This is a genomic window from Pseudomonas parakoreensis, assembly GCF_021602155.1.
Taxonomy (GTDB): Bacteria; Pseudomonadota; Gammaproteobacteria; order Pseudomonadales; family Pseudomonadaceae; genus Aquipseudomonas; species Aquipseudomonas parakoreensis.
The window spans coordinates 210,989-229,194 of record NZ_BQHY01000011.1 but is presented as its reverse complement, the minus strand read 5'-3'; the positions used below and the strand labels follow the sequence as shown (position 1 = coordinate 229,194).

The window sequence follows — 18,206 nt, the reverse complement described above, 5'->3', positions numbered from 1 at the left end:
TGCCGACGGGCCCTCAGATCAAGAGCGGTACTCGAGCTAACGCTCATCGTGTTGAGTGGTGAAAAGCGGGTGCGGTCTGCTGTGACTTTTGTGGGAGCTGGCTTGCCAGCGATGGCGGCCTGACAGCTGACCAATTTCTGACTGAAAACACCCGATCCCACTGTGGGAGCTGGCTTGCCAGCGATGGCGGCCTGACAGCCGACCAATCTCTAACTGAAAACACCCAATCCCCTGTAGGAGCTGCCGAAGGCTGCGATCTTTTGATCTGCTTTGGCTTTGGCTTTGGCTCTTGATCTGGCTTTTGATCTTCAGCCCCTTCGGCAGGCCGAGCGAAGGTGTCCATCCGGGGGGTAGGCGCGTAGCGCCATGCGGCGAAGCCGCATACATCGAGAGGAGGTGCAGCGAAGCAAACCGTAGGCGATGCCCCCGGATGGACACCGTAGCGAGGGAACACTGAGCCTCAGCGAAGTGCCGTACGCCGGGGGAAGCCTTTTTGGTTACTTTTTCGGCGTTTGGAAAAAGTGACCCGCCGTAAGGGCGGAACCCTAAGCGGCCATAACCGCAGCAACGGATATGCCCCCAAAACCCCAAGAGCCTGGTCGGCCCAAAGGCCGCCAAGCCCCAATCAGCCCCCAAAAAAAAACGCCAGCAAATGCCGGCGTTTCAGTGAGCGCTAAACGTATTACCAGTTGTAGGTCACGTCAGCAGTCATGGTCCGGCCTTCGCCGTAGTAGCAATCGAGGGTACCGTTGCACGCTGCCACATATTTCTCGTCGGTGAGGTTTTGCAGGTTGGCTTGCAGCTTCACGCCTTTGACATGCAGCGGCGATTTTTCCAGGTCGTAGGAGACCATGGCGTCATACACGGTGTAGGACGGAATCTGGAACGAGTCCGACTCGTAATCCGAACCGTAGCTGCTGCGCACGTAGCGGGCGCCCAGGCCCATGCCGAAACCGGCGAGGGCGGTGGAGATGTCGAAGTCGTAGTTGACCCACGCGGAGGCGGTCAGTGGTGGACGCATGGCCAGGGTGCGACCTTCGCGACCGTCGTTGTCTTTCTCCCACTTGGTCTGGTTACGCGACACCGCCGCCAGCACGCGCAGGTTGCGGGTGACGTTGACCTTGCCTTCCAGCTCGATACCGCGCGAACGCACGGAGCCGCTCTGGGTGCTGAAACCAGGGTTGTTGAGGTCGGTGGTGAGCATGTTGTCCTGGTCGATCTGGTACGCCGACAGCTGAATGAAGCCGTCGATCGACTTCGGCTCGTACTTGACGCCGACTTCGTACTGCTTACCGGTGGTCGGTTCGAAGGCGCTGCCGCTCATGTCGGTACCGGTTTGCGGCAGGAACGATTCGGCGTAGCTGACGTACGGCGTGATGCCGTTGTCGAACTCGTAGCCCAGGCCGGCACGCCCGGTGAACTTCTCGTCCTTCTGGTTGCTGTGGCCGCCGCTGAGCGGTTGCTTGTTGTCGGTTTCGGCGAAGTCATACCGACCACCGAGGGTCAGGAACCACTGGTTCCAGCGCAGTTGATCCTGAGCGTACAGGCCGGTCTGGGTGATGGTGTTGTCCCATTTGTACGGCTGGCGGAAATTGATCTGGCTGCCATACACCGGGTTGTACAGGTCCAGTCCTGGAGCGGTGCGGTCGTACAGGCCGAGGAATTTCGAATTGTAGTGGTAGTAGTCCACGCCCAGCAGCACGGTGTGCTCGACATCGGCGGTGTTGAACTTGGCCTGGGCGATGTTATCGATGCCGTAGACCTTGTTGTGCTGCGACCAGTCCACCGCATAACGGCTCTGGTAGCTGCCGTCGTTGAGGCCGGTGACCGGGTTGGTCGGGAACGCATAACCGTGCAGCGGCGCCACGTACTGGTCGTTGATGTCGGCGTAACGCGCGTTCTGCTTCAGGGTCCAGACGTCGTTGAGTTCGTGGGCAATCTCGTAACCGACCACGAACTGCTCGCGGTGGTACTTGTTCACGTCCGGCTCACCGAGGAACAGGCTGCGGCTGATGCGCCCGGCCTGGCTGCGATGCACGGTGCCGTTGGCCGGCAGGCCCTGGGCTTCCGGTACGTCGTGGTCTTTCTGGTACTGACCGAACACGGTGATGGTGGTCTGATCGTTAGGCAGCCAGGTCAGGCTTGGCGCCAGCAGCATGCGGTTCTGGCTGGCGTAGTCGATGGCCGAGCCGCTGTCGTTGACCACACCGGTCAGGCGATAGAGGAATTCGCCCTGATCGTCGATCGGGCCGCCGAGGTCGAAGGCACCGTACTTGCGGTCATAGCTGCCGCCACCGAGCTTCACTTCGTGCAGCGGGGTCGCGGTCGGACGCTTGCTGACCATGTTGACGATACCGCCAGGCTGGTTCTGGCCGTACAGCACCGAGGCCGGGCCCTTGAGCACTTCGACGCGCTCCAGGGTGTACGGGTCGATCTGCAGCGAACCGCCGGTGCTGCCGCCGCCGTAAGGCATGTGCAGGCCGTCGAGGTACAGCGGAGTAGGGGAGAAGCCACGGGATGTCGGTTCGTCGAAGATCTTCACCCGGTCCGAGAAACCGCCGCCGGTCATGCCCGGCGTGTATTGCAGAGCTTCGGTGACGGTCTTCGAGCCGCGCATCTTGATTTCGTCTTGAGTGACGACGTTGATGGTCTGCGGGATTTCCTTGAGCGACGAATCGGTCTTCGAACCGGTGGCGCTGCGTTTGGCGACGATCCCGTCTACCGGGCCCCAGGCCGATTCTGCCGTGGCGGAAATGCTGGTCGGGGCCAGATCGAGGCTGGCGCCACCGCTGCTGCGCGAACGCAAGGCGACGTTGTTGCCCTCGACGCTGTAGGCGATGTTAGTGCCTTGCAGCAGTTGCGCGATGGCGGCGGTCGGTTCCAGGTTGCCACTGACCGTGCTGCTGCGCAGGCCGCTGACCTCATCCGGGCTGTACAGCACTTGGAGGTTGGTCTGGCGACCGAATTCCTGCAGCGCGCTCCCCAGCGACTGTGCAGGAATATTGATCGCCACGGCAGCGGCCTGGGCCTGGCCGGCCATCGGTACGGTCAGGGCCATGGCGCAGAACGCTGGCAAGGTGCAACGGAAGGAGCGGCGGATCAGCAGAGCCTTGGCGAGCGGGTGGAGTCCGTGCGGTGCGGGCATTGTTCTTCTACTCTTCAAAGTGTTGACTGAGAACTATTTCTATTAACTGTTAGTAAGACGTTGAGCCTTCCGAAAACCGGAAAGCTCACTGCCATTTTTTTTACAAATTTTTCACAGTCAGGCGGGTTGCAGCTCAGTGACCACTTTGCCGGCGCTCATGCGCACCAGTTGGTCGGCGACATCGAAGTAACGATCGTCGTGGGAAATGACGATGATGGTCTTGCCCAGACGCTTCAGGTCCGGCAGCAGCTCGGTGTAGAAAATCCGCCGGAAAGTCGGGTCCTGATCGGCGGCCCACTCGTCGAACACCAGCACCGGACGTTCCTCCAGCCAGGCGTTGATCAGGGCCAGACGCTTGCGCTGGCCGGTGGACAAGTCGGTGGTGGTGAACGAGCCGTCACGCACACTGACCTTATGTGCAATTTCCAGGCGCTCCAGGTATCTGTTGGCGTCTTCCGGGATATGGGTATCGCCCTGGACTACATCGTCGAACAGGTAATAGTCGGCGAAAATCGTGGTGAACAACTGGCGGTAATCGTCGCGGTTGCTGGCGTCGACGAGCTGCTGGTTGAGGCGGATTTCGCCTTGCTGTGGCGCGTACAGACCCAGCAGCAATTTGATCAGCGTGGTCTTGCCGCAGCCGTTTTCGCCGACGATGAAAATGATGTCGCCCTGTTCGATTTTCAGGTTTACCGGCCCCAGCCGGAACGGCTTGGCGCCTTCTACCGTCGGGAAACTGTAAGAGACATCAGTCAGTTCCAAACTGTGCACCGGGGTCTTTTGATGGCCCTGATCGCTGAGCAACAGGTGCGGTTCGGGCGAGGAAAACTGCTCGGACAGATCGGCAATGCGGCGGAACGCGATCTGCGCGCGACTGACGATCGGCAAGGTGCCGATGATGTGTTCCAGCGGCCCTTTCATGTACAGCAGCACCAGCACGAAGCCGCTCATCACCGCTTTGTCAGCGCTCGGCCACAGCGATTGCAGGCCCAGCGCCAGGCCGATCACCACGAAGAACAGCATCGAACCCAAAGTCTTGGCGACCACGAAAATGTTTACCGAACGCACCTGCGTCGCGCAGATCTTGTCTGCCGTGCCTTCGATGCCCGAGACAAACATGCGATGCCGGCGCGGGCGGTGGATGCGCAGTTCCTTGGCGCCCTCGGCGACCGCGTGGTAGTGCTTCTGCAGCTCGTCTTCGTAGTCGCGGGCCTTGAGGAAACCCTGCATGCCGCGCCCGCGCGCGATGTACTGAATGACCGTGCCGATCAGGATCGCCACCGCCATCATCAGGAACATCGGCCACGACAACATCGCCAGGTAGCCCATGCAACCGAGGGTCACGGTCAGGGAAATCGCCAGCGGCGCAAAGGCGAAAGCGAAGTCGCTGATGGTGTCGACATCGTGGGTCAGCACCGGAATCAGCCGATGGCTGCGGTAGCGCTCGATCTGCTCGATCGGCGCCGAGAGGACTTTCTCGCCGAGCTCTTTGCGCAATGTGGCGATGATGTGCTGGCCGACGAAATTGGTGCCGATGTCGGAAAAGATCGAGCTGGTCAGCGCCAGCAGGCACAGGCCGGCGAACACCGCGACCATGGTGCTGGTCAGTGCGCCCTCGGCGTGCAGCACATTGTTGATGGTCGCCAGCAACGCGGTGACGCTCAGGCCACCGACCATGCCGAGCAGGATCGACACGCTGACGATCAGTCGAAAGGGTTTGAGCAGGGCGAACAATTCATTGATCACCCCGCGTGTTGGTTTGCTCATGGAGGTTCCCTGCTTGAAGGAGCGGCGAACACCGGCACTGCGCGTGGGGTTCGCCTGGATGACGTAGAGGGCGGCGGGCGCGCCATGGAGGATCGCGCCCACCTGTAGAACGACTGGCGGGATGGCTAATTTAGCCGGGCGATGGCCTTACAGATCGCGGGCGACCCGGAAGCCGATCCAGTCGCCACGGGTGTCGGTGTAGGTGGCGTTGCGGTTGCCCGAGCGCGAAAACACCGGGGCCTCGCCCCAGTCGTTGCCCCGGATGCGCCGCACTTCGCACTTGCCGCTGAGCCAGGCACTGCCATCGCTTGGCGCGCCGACGTAGTTGTCGTTGTAGCAATCGGCGGTCCACTCATAAATATTGCCGTGCATGTCGTAGACGCCGAAGGCGTTGGCCGGAAAGCTGCCGGCCGGCGCGGTGAAGTTGTAGCCATCGGCGGCGCCGTAAGTGTTGGCGTGTTTGGCGATGCTGTATTCCTTGCCTTCGTCGAACGGGAAGGGGAACGGGCCCGTGCTGCCGGCGCGGGCGGCGTATTCACGCAGCGATTCGCTGACCAGTCGATAGGGCTGGCCGGTCTTCTTCGACAGCCAGGCCACGTAAGCTTCGGCCTCCGGGAAATCCATGCACACCGCCGGGTGATTGTCGGTGTACTGCTTGCGCGGGTCGCTGCCCTGATAATCCGGGATCCCGGCCTTGCACGCGCGACCGGGGCGCGTGTCGCCGTCGGGCATCTTGTAGCCGCTGTCCTTGAGGTAGGCGTCCCACTCGCCGCGCAGAATCTGGAAACGGCTGATCGCCAGCGGTTTGGCAAACGTCACCGGGTGCATCGGCCCTTCATCCGGCTCGCGGCCAACCTCATCCTCCGGGGTGCCCATGGTAAACGTGCCGGTGGGCAGCACGACCATTTCCGGGCAGTCCTTGCAGTCCTTGAACACCTTGCCCGGCGCAGGCGGGGTGGCGGCCTGCGCGGCACCCGGCAGCAGGCTGGCGGCGAGGGCGGTGAGCATCAGCGCCGGCAGCGCCTTCAAGGAAAATCGACGCAGTTCACTGTTCATTGCGAGTCTCGCTAAAAGGGAAAAAGGGAGCGTCCGGGTCAAAGGGCCTGATCGAGCACGGCCAGCAAACGGTCGATTTGCTCTTCGTCGTTGAGCAGACCTGGCGCGGTGCGGATCACCGGGCCGACGTCGCGGTGCACGGCATCGGCCACCACCCGCTTGGCCATCAGGTGCGCGGCGATCTTGTCGCTGTCCTTGCCCTTGACCCGGAAGAAGGTGAAACCGGCGGACAGCTCAGGGCTCAGCGGCGTGACCAGTTCGATCTGCGGACGTTGCTGCAGGCGTTGTTTCAGGTAGCTGTTGAGCGCGTGAATGCGCGCCTCGACCTCGGCCTTGCCCAGCTCAAGATGCAATTTGAACGCTTCGTCCAGCGCCCAGCGGTGTTCGAACGAGTGATAGCCGCCAGGCGTCATGGTGGTGGAAAACGCCGTGGCTTCGGAGAACGTCGGAATGATCGGGGTCACGTACCTGACTTCGGCGAAGCGGCTGCAGACGATGCCGGTGCCGCGTGGGCCGAACATCCACTTGTGGGTGCCGGCGATGAAGAAGTCGCAGTTCATTTGCGCGAAGTTCAGGTTGTCTACGCCGAAGCCATGCACCCCGTCGACCACGTAAACGATGCGCTCGGCGTCGCTGCGCCCACGGTTGTGCCGGTCGACGATGGCGCCGATTTCACCGATGGGCAGTTTCATGCCGCTGCCCGAATGCACCCAGCACATGCCCAACACCCGGGTTTCGGGACGGATGGCGCTGTCGATGGCAGCAAGGATTTCTGCTTTGCTCGCGTTGTACGGATCCTTGAACAGGCGAATCTTGCGCACCCGGGTGCCGTCGCGTTCGGTGCGCAGGGCGAGGATGGTGTGGGTCGCGTAGTGCTCGTGTTCGGTGGTGAGGATTTCCTGATCGGGGCGCACGTGCACGCCGCCGTAGATCGTCGCCAGACCTTCGGTGGTGCTGCCGGTCAGGGCGATCTGTCTGGCGTCGGCTTGCAGATAGCGACCGGCCCAGACCCGCACGTTCTCTTCGCGCTGTTCGATCACGCCGTGGTCCCAATCCATGGCCAGGCCGGGATTGTTGTCGAGGGCGGCGCGGTGCCGCTCAATCGCCTCGCGCACCGGTTTCGGGTGTGAGGTGATCAGAAAGTTGGAGAAGTGCAGATACGCCGGATCCTGATCGAACAGCTGCTGCAACTGCGCCCACTTGTTGCCAGTCACGGGCGCAGCGCTCGCGGCACCGGCGACATTCGGCAGGCTCGCGCCCAGTGGCAGCGCCGCCGCGAGAATCCCCGCCTGCTTCAAGAACTCACGACGATTGCTCATGGCTTGGCAGTTCCCGGCGCAGCGGCCAGTGCCGGTTTCGCGGCTTTCTCGACCTGATCCCAGACCCGCAGGAAGTTGCCGCCCCAGAGCTTGGCGATGTCCGCTTCGGAGTAACCGCGCGAGATCAGCTCGGCGGTGACGTTGCGAATTTCGCCGACGTTCTCGAAGCCTTTGACGCCGCCACCTTCGTTGAAGTCGGAGCTGATGCCGACATGGTCGATGCCGATCTTGCGCACCGCGTAATCGATGGCATCGCCCAGATCCTTGAGGCTGGCTTTCGGTTCCTCTTCGAGGATCGCGTACAGGCGACTGGCGTACTGGCCGAACTTCTGCTCCGACCACGCGGCAATGATCGGGTCGCCCGGCATCAACGCCATCGCCAGGTTCGGCAGCGGCGGCAGGTCGAAGTCCTTGCGCATCGCGTTGAGCTTGTCCTGGGTTTGCTGGGTGAGCGGACGCAGGTACTGCGAAAACGCAACGATCTGCACCACGCCGCCGCTGTTTTTGATCAGCTGCATTTCCTTGTCGCTGAGGTTGCGCGGAATGTCGACCATCGCGCGCGGCGCCGAATGCGAGGCCACCAGCGGCGTGCGGCTCAGTTGCGCAACTTGTTCGAGGGCCTTGGTCGACATTTGCGAGACGTCGATGATCACGCCCAGATCGTTGAGGCGCTTGACCGCTTGCTTGCCCAGATCCGAGAGACCGTCGAGGGCGTCCGGCGAATCATTGAGAAATGGCAGCGGTCGCGACGAATCCGCCCAGTCGTTGTTGCCGATGTAGCTGAAGCCGAACATGCGCATGCCGCGCGCCGTCCACAGGTCCAGCAGGTTGAGGTCGTGGCCCAGCGGATAGGCGTTGAGCATGCTGATGAAAATCGCGAATTTGCCTTCGCCGTGCAAGCGCCGGAAGTCGTCGGGGGTGTAGGCGATGGCGACCTGATTGGGGTAATCGCGAACCATGCCGGAGATGATCTTGAAGCGGATTTCCTGCTGGTTGCGTGCCTCGTCGACGAAGCCGGGGGTCGGCTTGTGCGGGGCGTTCGGGCCGTTCCACATTTCCGGCCAGCCGAAGATGGTCAGCGCGGCGCCGGACAGGCGTCCACGGCTGGCCTTGGCCAGGTCGAACTGGCCGTCGCCGTCCTTGTCGGCCTCGTGGCCGTCGGTGCCGAAATTTTGCGTCAGGCTGACATGGCTGTCGAAAGACAGCATGCGTTCGTGCAGCTCATCGGCCTGCTTCATGACTTTGGCCGGGTAGCCGAGGTCGTCCTTGAACCAGTGGTGCCACACGGCAAAGCCTGCACCGGCGCTGATCGCCAGGGCCAACGGCAGGCCGATGAATAGAGCCTTTTTCGAACGTGGTTTTGTCATTGCCATCTCAGTCAGGTTCGCCATCGAGGTGCAGGCGCGGGGGCCTTCGCTATCTGGGAAGAACGAGTGGTTGGCCGTGGAATTTAGGTTGCCAGGTTAAAAGATCGCAGCCTGCGGCAGCTCCTACATTGGAACGCGATCACTGTAGGAGCTGCCGAAGGCTGCGATCTTTTCAAACCCACATAAATTTACCCGCGCAACAAACGTTCTAGCTTGGATAAAGCCTGCTTCATGGCTGACACAGGTAGGGCAATGAAGATTTCTCGACGATGGTTCATGGCGGGCCTGGCGCTGACCGGCGCTGCCGTGCCTGCGGCGTATTTCGGGCATCGTGAATGGACGAAGCCGGACCCGACGATCACCCCGGGCGAAGCGTCTTTCGACGTCGCGGACAGGGCCGGGCAGCGCTTGGCAAATGCGTTGCGCGGGGTGTGGGATATCCGTTTCGAAGGTGCCGATGCCGGTCTCGAAGGCTTGCCACCCAAGGGTCTGCAAGTGTTTCTCGACATCGGCCAGAAGGGGCGCGGGGTGTGCGGTTTTCTCGACACGCCCGAGCGCCTGCGTTCCGCTGAAACCCCGCGTTACCGGATTCTTGGCGACCTCGCGAAAGCCGATGCGGCGAAGTTGAGTTGGCGCCTGATCGGTGCCGATGGCCAGATCAGCTATGAGCTGGAGATGATCCTCGATGAGGTCTGGGCCGACTTCGGCAATGCCGGCAGTGGCACCCTCAGCGGCAAGGCCTTGCGCCTGGACCGGTCGCTGGCCTTGCCGGCGCAGGACAACCGCTTTGTCGCCGTCAAGCGGCTGTTTCCCGAAGCGCGCGAGCGCACGCCGCTCAACCCGACGTTGCTGGCGTGGTTGATCTCGCCCGAGCATCGCCTGTTTCACCAGTTGTGGCATGCGACCCGGGACAAGTGGCACAAGCTGCCCGAGGACAAACGCGAAGCCTTGCGCGGTATCGGCTGGCAGCCCGGCCCGCGCGACAAGGAGCGCGATGCCCGTGGCCCGCGCAAGGATCGCAATGGTTCGGGCGTGGACTTTTTCTTCATGCACCGGCACATGCTCGGGACGGCGCGGTCGATGCAGGATCTGCCGTCGTGGGAATTCTTCCCGCTGCCGCAGCCGGAGCTGATCCGCGACCGCGTCGGCTTCGCCCGCTATTTCGACAACCACGACGGCTCAGCCTTGCCACCCACCTGGACGGCGGCGGGCGATGACGAATTCAGCCAATGGGTCAGCGACATCAAGACCGCCGAAACCTACGAAAGCAACTTCCAGGTCTGGGAGTCGCAGTACCGCGATCCGGCGTATCTGGCCCGGCTCACCCTCGGCCAGTTTGGCTCCGAAGTCGAACTGGGCCTGCACGACTGGCTGCACATGCGCTGGGCCTCCGTGCCGCGCGATCCGTCCAACGGTCAGCCGGTGCCATTTGCCCGCGATCCGGCGGACTTCGCGGCCCGCTGGTACAACGCCGAAAACGACTTCCTTGGCGATCCGTTTTCTTCCCACGTCAACCCGACGTTCTGGCATTTCCATGGCTGGATCGATGATCGCATCGAGGACTGGTTCCGCGCCCACGAGCGTTTTCACCCGGGCGAAGTCACGCGGCTGCAGGTCAATGGCGTGCCATGGTTTGCCCCGGGGCGCTGGGTGGAAGTCGATGACCCGTGGCTCGGGCCGATCACCCATGGTTGCAGTACCACGCCGGGATTGCAGGTGGGCAAGTCGGTGGAGATGGATCCGGAAACCATGAAGCTGGCGCTGCGCATCACCTTCATCACCGACGAGGAAAAACTCGCCGGCCTGTTCCGTCGCGTGCCGCAACGGCCATGGTATGCGCGCAATCTGAAGGCTAAAACCAGCCCGGCTTGAGGGCTGCGTCATCGATCATGCGCGAGCAGGCTCGCTCCCACAGGTTCAGGTGTCAGCCCGAGAGAGCGGCAACACCGCCAATCGATGTGGGAGCTGGCTTGCCAGCGATAGCATCGGGTCAGGCAACGTTGATGTTGGCAGTGCTGGCCTCATCGCTGGCAAGCCAGCTCCCACAGGGTTATGTGTCAGCCCGAGAGAGTGGCAACACCGTCAATCAATGTGGGAGCTGGCTTGCCAGCGATAGCATCGGGTCAGGCAACGTTGATGTCGGGAGTGCTGGCCTCATCGCTGGCAAGCCAGCTCCCACAGGGTTGTTGTGTTGATTCGATTACAGCGTCTGCCACCCGCCGCCAAGTGCCTTGTACAGCGCAATGCTCGCCTGCACTCGTGACAGCCGTAGTTGTGCATGCTGATCCTGGGCCGCGTACAGCGTGCGCTGGGTTTCCAACACGGTCAGCAAGTCTTCGGCGCCGGCCCGGTAGCGGCTCTGGGCGATGTCGAACGCGGTCTGCGCCTGATTCAGTTCTTCGTTCTGCCACAGCCGCTGCTCATCCAGGCGACGAATGCTATTGAGCGCTTTTTCCACATCGGCGAACCCGTTGATGATCGCCCCACGGTAGGTTTCCAGCAGCTCTTGCTGGCGCGCCGTGGCCTTGTCGCGCTCAGCGCCGAGGCGACCGTTATTGAAAATCGGTGCGACCAGTCCGGCGGTCAGGTTGTAGAAAGGGCTGCGAATCAAATCGTCGAACTGATTGGCGCCTGAGCCGAGTTGGGCGGTCAGGGTCAGTGCCGGCAACATGGCCGCGCGAGCGACTTTGACGTCAGCTTCGGCGGCGGCCAGTTGTGCTTCGGCGCGTGCGATGTCCGGACGCTGGGTGAGCAACTCGCTGGGGACGCCGGCGGCGATATCTGGCCATTGCAGGTGATCGAAGGACTCTGTCGCCGACAGTTGCTGCACCGGTCGGCCAAGCAGGGCGGCGAGGCTGATCAACGCGTCCTGGGCTTGCTGTTGCACGCGCGGCAATTGCCATTGTTGGGCGGCGACCAGGCTTTTCTGCTGGGCCAGTTCCAGTGCGGTGGCGGAGCCTGAATCAAACCGCGTCTGCACCAGTTTCAGCACGCTTTGTGCGTTGGCCAGATTGAGTTCGGCGATGCGACTCTGCTCACGCAGCGACAAGGTTTGCGCATACGTGCTGGCAACGCTGCTGAGCACTGTCAGCTCGACCGTCGCCCGGTCGAATTCGCTGGCCTGCAGGGCGAACTGGGCACTGTCGCGCGACGCGCGTTTGCCGCCCCAGAAATCGATTTCGTAGGTGGCACTGAGGTTGGTATCGAAATAGTCCACCGCCTTGTTGCTGCTGTTGGCATCGAGTTGGCTGTAGCCATTGCCGCGCAGCAGTTTCTGCCGATTGGCATTCAGGCCGGCCTTGACCTCCGGCAGCTGTGAGCCGCCAGCGATGACGGTACCCGCCTGCGCCTGACGCACGCGAGCAACGGCGGCCGCGAGGTCGAAACTGCCGACGCGCGCCTGTTCGATCAGGCGATCCAGTTCCGGGCTGCCAAATTGCGTCCACCATTGCGGGTTGTTGCGCGCAAGGCTGGCCGCCGGCGCCGATTGCCAGGCAGCGGGCGGCTGCACGCCGCTGTCGGGACGCTGGACGGGACTGCCGCAGGCGCTGAGCAACAGGCACACGGTCAACAGGCTGAGACGCGGTTTCATAGATCGATCATTCACTGGTAAGGGCCGTGACCGGGTCGAGCCGGGCAGCTTTGCGGGCAGGCATGAAGCCGAAGACAACACCGGTGACCAGGGCGCAACCGAAGGCGCCGAGCACCGCCATCAACGAAAAAGCCACGGCCACTTCGCTGAGGATCAGCACGCCGCCGACGAGCAGCGCCAGGGCGATTCCGGCAAGGCCGCCGACCACCGAGAGCATCACCGCTTCGGTGAGGAACTGCCGGAGGATGTCGCGCTGACGTGCGCCGGTGGCCATGCGAATGCCGATCTCGCGAGTCCGCTCACGCACGGTCATCAGCATGATGTTCATCACCCCGATCCCGCCGACCAGCAGCGAGATCGCGGCAATCGAGCCGAGCATCAGCGACAGGGTGTTCTGGGTGCGCGCCTCGGCCTGAATCATCGCGGCGTTATTGGTCAGTTCGAAGTCCTTCTTGCCGTTGTGCAGGCGCAGCATCAGTTGCTCGATGGCGTGCTCGGTGTCCTTGACCTTGCGCGCGTCGGCGGCGGCGATGGCCACGTATTCCGGATTGCGTGTGCCGAACAGCCGGACGCTGGCCGCCGAATAGGGAATGGCGATGCGATTGTCGCTGTCGGAGTCGCCGGAACTGGCGCCTTTTTCCGCGAGCACGCCGACCACCTGGAACGGCACATTCTCGATCAGGATGAATTGGCCGATCGGGTTCGGCACATCCTTGAGCAGTTTGCTGCGGACCTTGTGGCCGATCACCGCGACGGCTGCAGCATTCTGCTCATCGGCCTCGGTGAAGTAACTGCCTTGCACCACCGGCCAGTTGAAGATCGCCGGGAAGTGGGTGTCGTTGCCGCCGACGTAACTCAAGTGGTCGGCGTTGCCATAACGCACGCCGGCCTCGGCACCGTTGACCGGCATGATCCGCTGCACTTGCGGCAGGCTGGCCAGGGCGTGCACCTCGTCGAGGGTGATGATCCCCGGCGGCGTGCGCGGGTTGGGCGCCGAGCCGCTCAGGTAAATGATGTTCGAACCGAACGCGCCCATCTGCGCCATCACCTGGCGTTTGCTGCCTTCGCCGACCGCCAGCATGACCACCACCGACGCCACGCCGATGATGATCCCGAGCAGGGTCAGCGCTGTGCGAAAGCGGTTGATCCACATCACTCGCCACGCGGCGTGCAGGGCATCGACCAGTTCGCCTTTCCAGGCGCCGGTGGCTTCGGCGCCGTCGGCCAGACGCTGGCGCAGATCCACCGCTTGCAGGGCGCCGGGGTTGGCGCTGGTCTGAGCTTCTGGGTTGTCGCGGGCGCTGTCGCTGATGATCAGGCCGTCGCGGATTTCGATGATGCGTTTGGCCCGGGCCGCGACTTCGCGGTCGTGGGTGATGAGGATCACCACGTGGCCCTGGCTCGCCAGTTCATCGAGCAGCGCCATCACCTCTTTGCCGCTGTGGCTGTCGAGGGCGCCGGTGGGTTCGTCGGCGAGGATGATGTGGCCACCGTTCATCAACGCCCGGGCAATCGACACCCGTTGCTGTTGGCCACCGGACAACTGATGCGGACGATTGCCGGTGCGCGAGGCGAGGCCGAGGCGGTCGAGCAGGGCGGCGGCGCGGGCGTGACGCTCGGCAGCCGGGGTGCCGGCATAGATCGCCGGCATCTCGACGTTTTCCTGGGCCGAGCCGGACGGAATCAGGTGATAGCCCTGGAATACAAATCCAAAGGCTTCGCGGCGCAGCCAGGCCAGCTCGTCGCTGTCGAGGCCGGCGACGTTTTCCCCGGCGAAGCGGTACTCGCCGGAGGTCGGGCGGTCGAGGCAGCCGAGGATATTCATCAAGGTCGATTTGCCGGAGCCGGAAGCGCCGACAATCGCCACAAATTCACCGGCGTGGATCGACAGGTCGATGCCGCGCAGCACGTGAACCTCCGGAGCGTCACCGCCACCGTAGGATTTGCGAATGTCCTGCAGGTCGATCAGAGGCGTTTGCATTCAGCCTCCGTTGCCGTCGACCGGGCCAATCAACAAGTGATCGCCTTCGTTGAGGCCGTCGACAATCTGCACCTTGAGCCGGTCGCTGATGCCGGTGCGCACCTCGCGTTGCTGGATGTCGCCGTTGGCCGCGACCACCTGTGCGGTCTGCAGGTTGGCGCTAGTGCTGCCCTGCAACGCGGCGACCGGTGCGGTAAGCACGCCTTTGGCCTGATTGGCGACGAAAAACACTTGGGTGGTCATCTCGGCCATCAAGGCGTTGTCGGCGTTATCAACGTCAAGCAAAACCGTGTACAGCACAACGCGGGCGCTGCCGCTTTTACTGCTGCTGGCCGGGCTGCCACCGCCCTGGCTGGTCTGATCCAGCGGCTTGGGCGGCACCGGCAGAATCTGCCGTACGGTGCTGCTCCAGCGCCGCTGACCGCCGCTGAGGGTGGTGAAATAGGCGGTCATGCCCGGTTTGACGTGACCAATGTCGGCCTCGGAAACCTCGGCCCACACGGTCATCGGTGACAGTTTGGCGATGCGCAGGATCAGCGGCGTCTGCTGTTGCGCGTTGAGGGTCTGGCCTTCGCGGGCGTCGAGGGCGACCACGGTGCCGGCCATCGGCGCGTAGATCCGCGTGTAGCCGAGTTCAGCCTGATCGCTGCGCAGGCTGGCTTCAGCCTGGCGGATCTGTGCCTGGAACATGTCGACGCGGGCCTGAGTGGCTTTCAGTTCGGCGCGGGCGGTCTGCACGTCTTCTTCACGGGTGGCGCCGCCGGCGGCGAGATGCTGCTGCCGCTGATACTTCTGCTGCGCCAGCTCATGCTGGGCGCGCTGCTCCTGCAATTGCGCCTTGAGGTTTTCGATGGAGAAGCGCCCGGCGTCGAGTTTGGCCTTCTGCGTGGACGGATCGATCTCCACCAACAGTTGACCTTCCTTGACCACGTCACCGACTTCGACATGGATTTTCTGGATCTGCCCGGAGGCCTGCGCGCCAACATCGACATAGCGGCGCGGTTGCAGGGTGCCCAGTGCGGTGACGCTGCTTTCAATGTCGCCACGGCTGACTTGAACGGTGGCGAAGCGCTCGCGGCCCGGCGGCATGATTTGCCACGCGGCGTAGGCAACAACGGGAATCAGACACAGGGCTGCGAGCAGGGCGCGTCGGGCGGGGCGGGGACGTTTCATGCAGGGTTCCGGCCAGTGGAATTCGGCCCGTCGTTCGGCTGCACGCCACAGCGCGCAGCCGCTGAACGCTGTCGCAGGGCACGACAGACACGGGGAGCTGTCCTGTAAACGATGAATGCGCAGGGGAATTTAAGCGAAGACACAGGATGTTACAGGTATAGAACGGCACTATTTGGCGGGCAACGACAAACGCCACTTTAAATCTATATGAGAATTACTATAAATTACGCACCTCAAGTTGCCACTATCTTGCTACCCGTGTTTGCGGGGCCGTCGATCAGTGTGCTCAAGGATCGAATCCGCATCGAAGCGGCCGGGAGTCATGTTGGAAAACTACTATCGCGAGCTGGTGTGTTTCCTGAACGCCAAGCTCGGCAACCGTCAGGTCGCCGAAGATGTGGTGCATGACGCTTATGTGCGCGTACTGGAACGCTCCAGCGACACGCCCATCGAGCAGCCCCGGGCGTTTCTCTATCGCACTGCGCTGAATCTGGTGATCGACGATCATCGGCGCAACGCCTTGCGTCAGGTCGAGCCGCTGGAAGTGCTCGACAGCGAAGAGCGTTATTTCACCCCGTCGCCCCACGGCACCCTCGATCACGGCCAGCGTCTGGAGATGCTCCAGCGCGCCCTGGCAGAATTGCCGCCGCTGTGCCGCGACAGTTTTCTGCTGCGCAAGATCGAAGGCCTGTCGCACCCGCAGATCGCCGAACAGCTGGGGATTTCCAAGGCACTGGTGGAAAAACACATCGTCAATGCGATGAAGCATTGCCGCCTGCGCATCAAGCAATGGGATGCCCATTGAGCCGCCGTCGCTAAATTTTATTTCCCTGTCCTCGTTCCTACTCAACAGACGACCTGCTGTCCTGCTCAAGGCCAGTCGGGTCACTTAGGCTCTCCTTTCCCCTTGTTGAGGGGGTTCATCCAGAGGACACTGGAAATGACTCAGGCAATTGCATCGCCCATCGTTCACGACCTGATCGGCGTCGGTTTCGGCCCTTCGAACCTGGCGCTGGCCATCGCTCTGCAAGAGCGCGGCCCGACCCACGGCGAGCTGGATGTGCTGTTCCTCGACAAGCAGGCCGACTACAGCTGGCACGGCAACACCCTGTCGACCCAAAGCGAATTGCAGATTTCCTTCCTCAAGGATCTGGTGACCCTGCGCAACCCGACCAGCCCGTACTCGTTCGTCAATTACCTGAAGGCTCACGGCCGCCTGGTGGACTTCATCAACCTCGGCACCTTCTATCCGTGCCGCATGGAGTACAACGATTACCTGCGCTGGGTCGCCGGGCAGTTCACCGAGCAGAGCCGCTATGGCGAAGAAGTGCTGACCATCGAACCGGTGCTGCACAACCATCAGGTTGAAGCGTTGCGCGTGATCTCCCGCGACAGCGAAGGCCAGCAGTTCGTGCGCACCGCGCGTTCGGTGGTGGTCAGTGCCGGTGGCACGCCGCGTATTCCGGAGGCGTTCAAGGCGCTGAAGGGTGACAGCCGCGTATTCCACCACTCGCAGTATCTGTCGCAGATGGCCAAGCAGCCTTGCATCAACAATCAACCGATGAGCATTGCGATCATCGGCGGCGGGCAGAGCGCGGCGGAAGCCTTCATCGATCTGAACGATTCGTTTCCGTCGGTGCAAGTGGACATGATCCTGCGCGGCTCGGCGCTCAAGCCTGCGGACGACAGCCCGTTCGTCAACGAAGTGTTCTCGCCGGAGTTCACCGATCTGGTGTTCCAGCAAAACAGCGCCGAGCGTGAGCGCCTGGTCAACGAGTACCACAACACCAACTACTCGGTGGTGGACATCGACCTGATCGAACGCATCTACGGCATCTTCTATCGGCAGAAAGTCTCGGGCATCGCCCGCCATGCGTTCCGCACCCTGACCACTGTGGAGAGCGCCAGCGCCACCGAACGCGGCATCGAACTGGCGGTGCGCAACAACGCTACCGGCGAAGTCAGCGTGCGTATCTATGATGCCGTGGTCCTGGCCACCGGTTACGAGCGGCAGATGCACCGCAAACTGTTGGCACCGCTGGAGCAATACCTCGGTGACTTCGAGGTCGATCGCAACTACAAACTGATCACCGACGAACGCTGCAAGGCCGGCATCTACATGCAGGGCTTCTGCCAGGCCAGCCATGGTCTGAGCGACACCTTGCTGTCGGTGTTGCCGGTGCGTGCCGACGAGATTGCCGGTTCGCTGTATGAGCATGGCAAGAACCGTGGGCATCGTTCGATGGCGGATCTGTTGTTGGCGACGGCCAGCTGAATCTGCTTTGCCTGATACACCGCAATCGCTGGCAAGCCAGCTCCCACAGGATCTGTGTCGGATGCAAAACTTGTATTCACTGGAGATTCTTGTGGGAGCGGGCTTGCCCGCGATAGGGCCCTGGAGGCCAGCGAAAAATCTGAATCCTGAACCCTTCCTGAACACCCGCCACATTCCCCGACACACTTCCTTTTGCGGGTTTACTCTCCAATCATCGAGGCGTAAGCTTCGCGCGTTTTCATCAATAGCGGAGACCCACAGTGGGTACTTGTTCGAGTGACAGTTGTCGGCCGGTCTCGGTAACCGGCAGATTCTCGGCAAGATAACGCGCAGCCTTTCTCTGCCGTTGTCTCGCCGTAAAGCGAGCAGCGGCATCCCGATCATGGTCAGTTGAGACCATGTCCCGACGTCCTTCTCATCGACACTGAAAGTATGTGATTTTGACCGTGTGGTCGCGATCGCAAACCTATCGACACGCCTGTCTTTTCTGACCGGCGCGCCAAGCCTTGCCGTGCCGGATTTCCGGTGAAC

Annotated in this window: 11 protein-coding genes; 3 read left to right on the top strand and 8 right to left on the bottom strand. The window is 62.3% G+C overall.

The genetic code is table 11. The features are described from left to right. Window positions 1-682 precede the first annotated feature (682 nt). From L6D63_RS19080 to pvdM, 5 genes are all read right to left on the bottom strand, one after another. On the bottom strand, window positions 683-3,145 hold the full coding sequence (locus L6D63_RS19080) for a TonB-dependent siderophore receptor (RefSeq protein WP_095667048.1): 2,463 nt from the start codon (window positions 3,143-3,145) through the stop codon (window positions 683-685). A gap of 117 nt (window positions 3,146-3,262) precedes the next feature. Further along, entirely contained in the window at window positions 3,263-4,912 is a 1,650-nt protein-coding gene (locus L6D63_RS19075) for a cyclic peptide export ABC transporter (RefSeq protein ID WP_131670069.1), read from the bottom strand. 147 nt (window positions 4,913-5,059) lie between these two features. Further along, on the bottom strand, window positions 5,060-5,968 hold the full coding sequence (gene pvdO / locus L6D63_RS19070; protein WP_121184581.1) for a dihydropyoverdine dehydrogenase: 909 nt from the start codon (window positions 5,966-5,968) through the stop codon (window positions 5,060-5,062). Between the two features lie 38 nt (window positions 5,969-6,006). Then, complete coding sequence (gene pvdN, locus L6D63_RS19065; protein ID WP_121184583.1) at window positions 6,007-7,287, bottom strand: pyoverdine-tailoring periplasmic protein PvdN; 1,281 nt, start codon at window positions 7,285-7,287, stop codon at window positions 6,007-6,009. Next, window positions 7,284-8,654, bottom strand: a complete 1,371-nt coding sequence (gene pvdM / locus L6D63_RS19060; RefSeq protein WP_047295198.1) for a pyoverdine-tailoring dipeptidase-like protein PvdM — start codon at window positions 8,652-8,654, stop codon at window positions 7,284-7,286. Before pvdM ends, pvdN begins: the two co-directional genes overlap by 4 nt. Before the next feature lie 252 nt (window positions 8,655-8,906). On the opposite strand from pvdM, the gene pvdP reads away from it, so the two are divergent. Further along, window positions 8,907-10,526, top strand: a complete 1,620-nt coding sequence (gene pvdP, locus L6D63_RS19055) for a pyoverdine maturation tyrosinase PvdP (RefSeq protein WP_131670070.1) — start codon at window positions 8,907-8,909, stop codon at window positions 10,524-10,526. A gap of 328 nt (window positions 10,527-10,854) precedes the next feature. On the opposite strand, the gene L6D63_RS19050 is transcribed toward pvdP, so the two are convergent. The 3 genes from L6D63_RS19050 to L6D63_RS19040 are packed head-to-tail and all read right to left on the bottom strand — an operon-like array spanning window position 10,855 to window position 15,400. After that, a complete protein-coding gene (locus tag L6D63_RS19050; protein ID WP_131670071.1) occupies window positions 10,855-12,246 on the bottom strand; it encodes an efflux transporter outer membrane subunit in 1,392 nt (463 codons plus the stop codon). A gap of 7 nt (window positions 12,247-12,253) precedes the next feature. Continuing rightward, window positions 12,254-14,227: a MacB family efflux pump subunit gene (locus L6D63_RS19045; protein WP_131670072.1), complete on the bottom strand. Its 1,974-nt coding sequence runs from the start codon at window positions 14,225-14,227 to the stop codon at window positions 12,254-12,256. Then, on the bottom strand, window positions 14,228-15,400 hold the full coding sequence (locus L6D63_RS19040) for an efflux RND transporter periplasmic adaptor subunit (protein ID WP_095667041.1): 1,173 nt from the start codon (window positions 15,398-15,400) through the stop codon (window positions 14,228-14,230). A 322-nt stretch (window positions 15,401-15,722) separates the two neighbouring features. Here L6D63_RS19040 and L6D63_RS19035 point away from each other — a divergent pair, with 322 nt between their 5' ends. Continuing rightward, window positions 15,723-16,205 (top strand): sigma-70 family RNA polymerase sigma factor, encoded by a 483-nt coding sequence (locus L6D63_RS19035; protein ID WP_047295188.1) that lies wholly within the window; start codon window positions 15,723-15,725, stop codon window positions 16,203-16,205. Between the two features lie 135 nt (window positions 16,206-16,340). Next, a complete protein-coding gene (locus L6D63_RS19030; protein WP_095667040.1) occupies window positions 16,341-17,675 on the top strand; it encodes a lysine N(6)-hydroxylase/L-ornithine N(5)-oxygenase family protein in 1,335 nt (444 codons plus the stop codon). Window positions 17,676-18,206 lie beyond the last annotated feature (531 nt).

Bases quoted from the DNA above. Each gene is read 5' to 3' on its own strand.
- L6D63_RS19080 (WP_095667048.1), bottom strand. From the start codon at position 3,145: ATGCCCGCACCGCACGGACTCCACCCGCTCGCCAAGGCTCTGCTGATC.
- L6D63_RS19075 (WP_131670069.1), bottom strand. From the start codon at position 4,912: ATGAGCAAACCAACACGCGGGGTGATCAATGAATTGTTCGCCCTGCTC.
- pvdO (WP_121184581.1), bottom strand. From the start codon at position 5,968: ATGAACAGTGAACTGCGTCGATTTTCCTTGAAGGCGCTGCCGGCGCTG.
- L6D63_RS19045 (WP_131670072.1), bottom strand. From the start codon at position 14,227: ATGCAAACGCCTCTGATCGACCTGCAGGACATTCGCAAATCCTACGGT.
- L6D63_RS19030 (WP_095667040.1), top strand. From the start codon at position 16,341: ATGACTCAGGCAATTGCATCGCCCATCGTTCACGACCTGATCGGCGTC.
- pvdN (WP_121184583.1), bottom strand. From the start codon at position 7,287: ATGAGCAATCGTCGTGAGTTCTTGAAGCAGGCGGGGATTCTCGCGGCG.
- pvdP (WP_131670070.1), top strand. From the start codon at position 8,907: ATGAAGATTTCTCGACGATGGTTCATGGCGGGCCTGGCGCTGACCGGC.
- L6D63_RS19050 (WP_131670071.1), bottom strand. From the start codon at position 12,246: ATGAAACCGCGTCTCAGCCTGTTGACCGTGTGCCTGTTGCTCAGCGCC.
- L6D63_RS19040 (WP_095667041.1), bottom strand. From the start codon at position 15,400: ATGAAACGTCCCCGCCCCGCCCGACGCGCCCTGCTCGCAGCCCTGTGT.
- pvdM (WP_047295198.1), bottom strand. From the start codon at position 8,654: ATGACAAAACCACGTTCGAAAAAGGCTCTATTCATCGGCCTGCCGTTG.
- L6D63_RS19035 (WP_047295188.1), top strand. From the start codon at position 15,723: ATGTTGGAAAACTACTATCGCGAGCTGGTGTGTTTCCTGAACGCCAAG.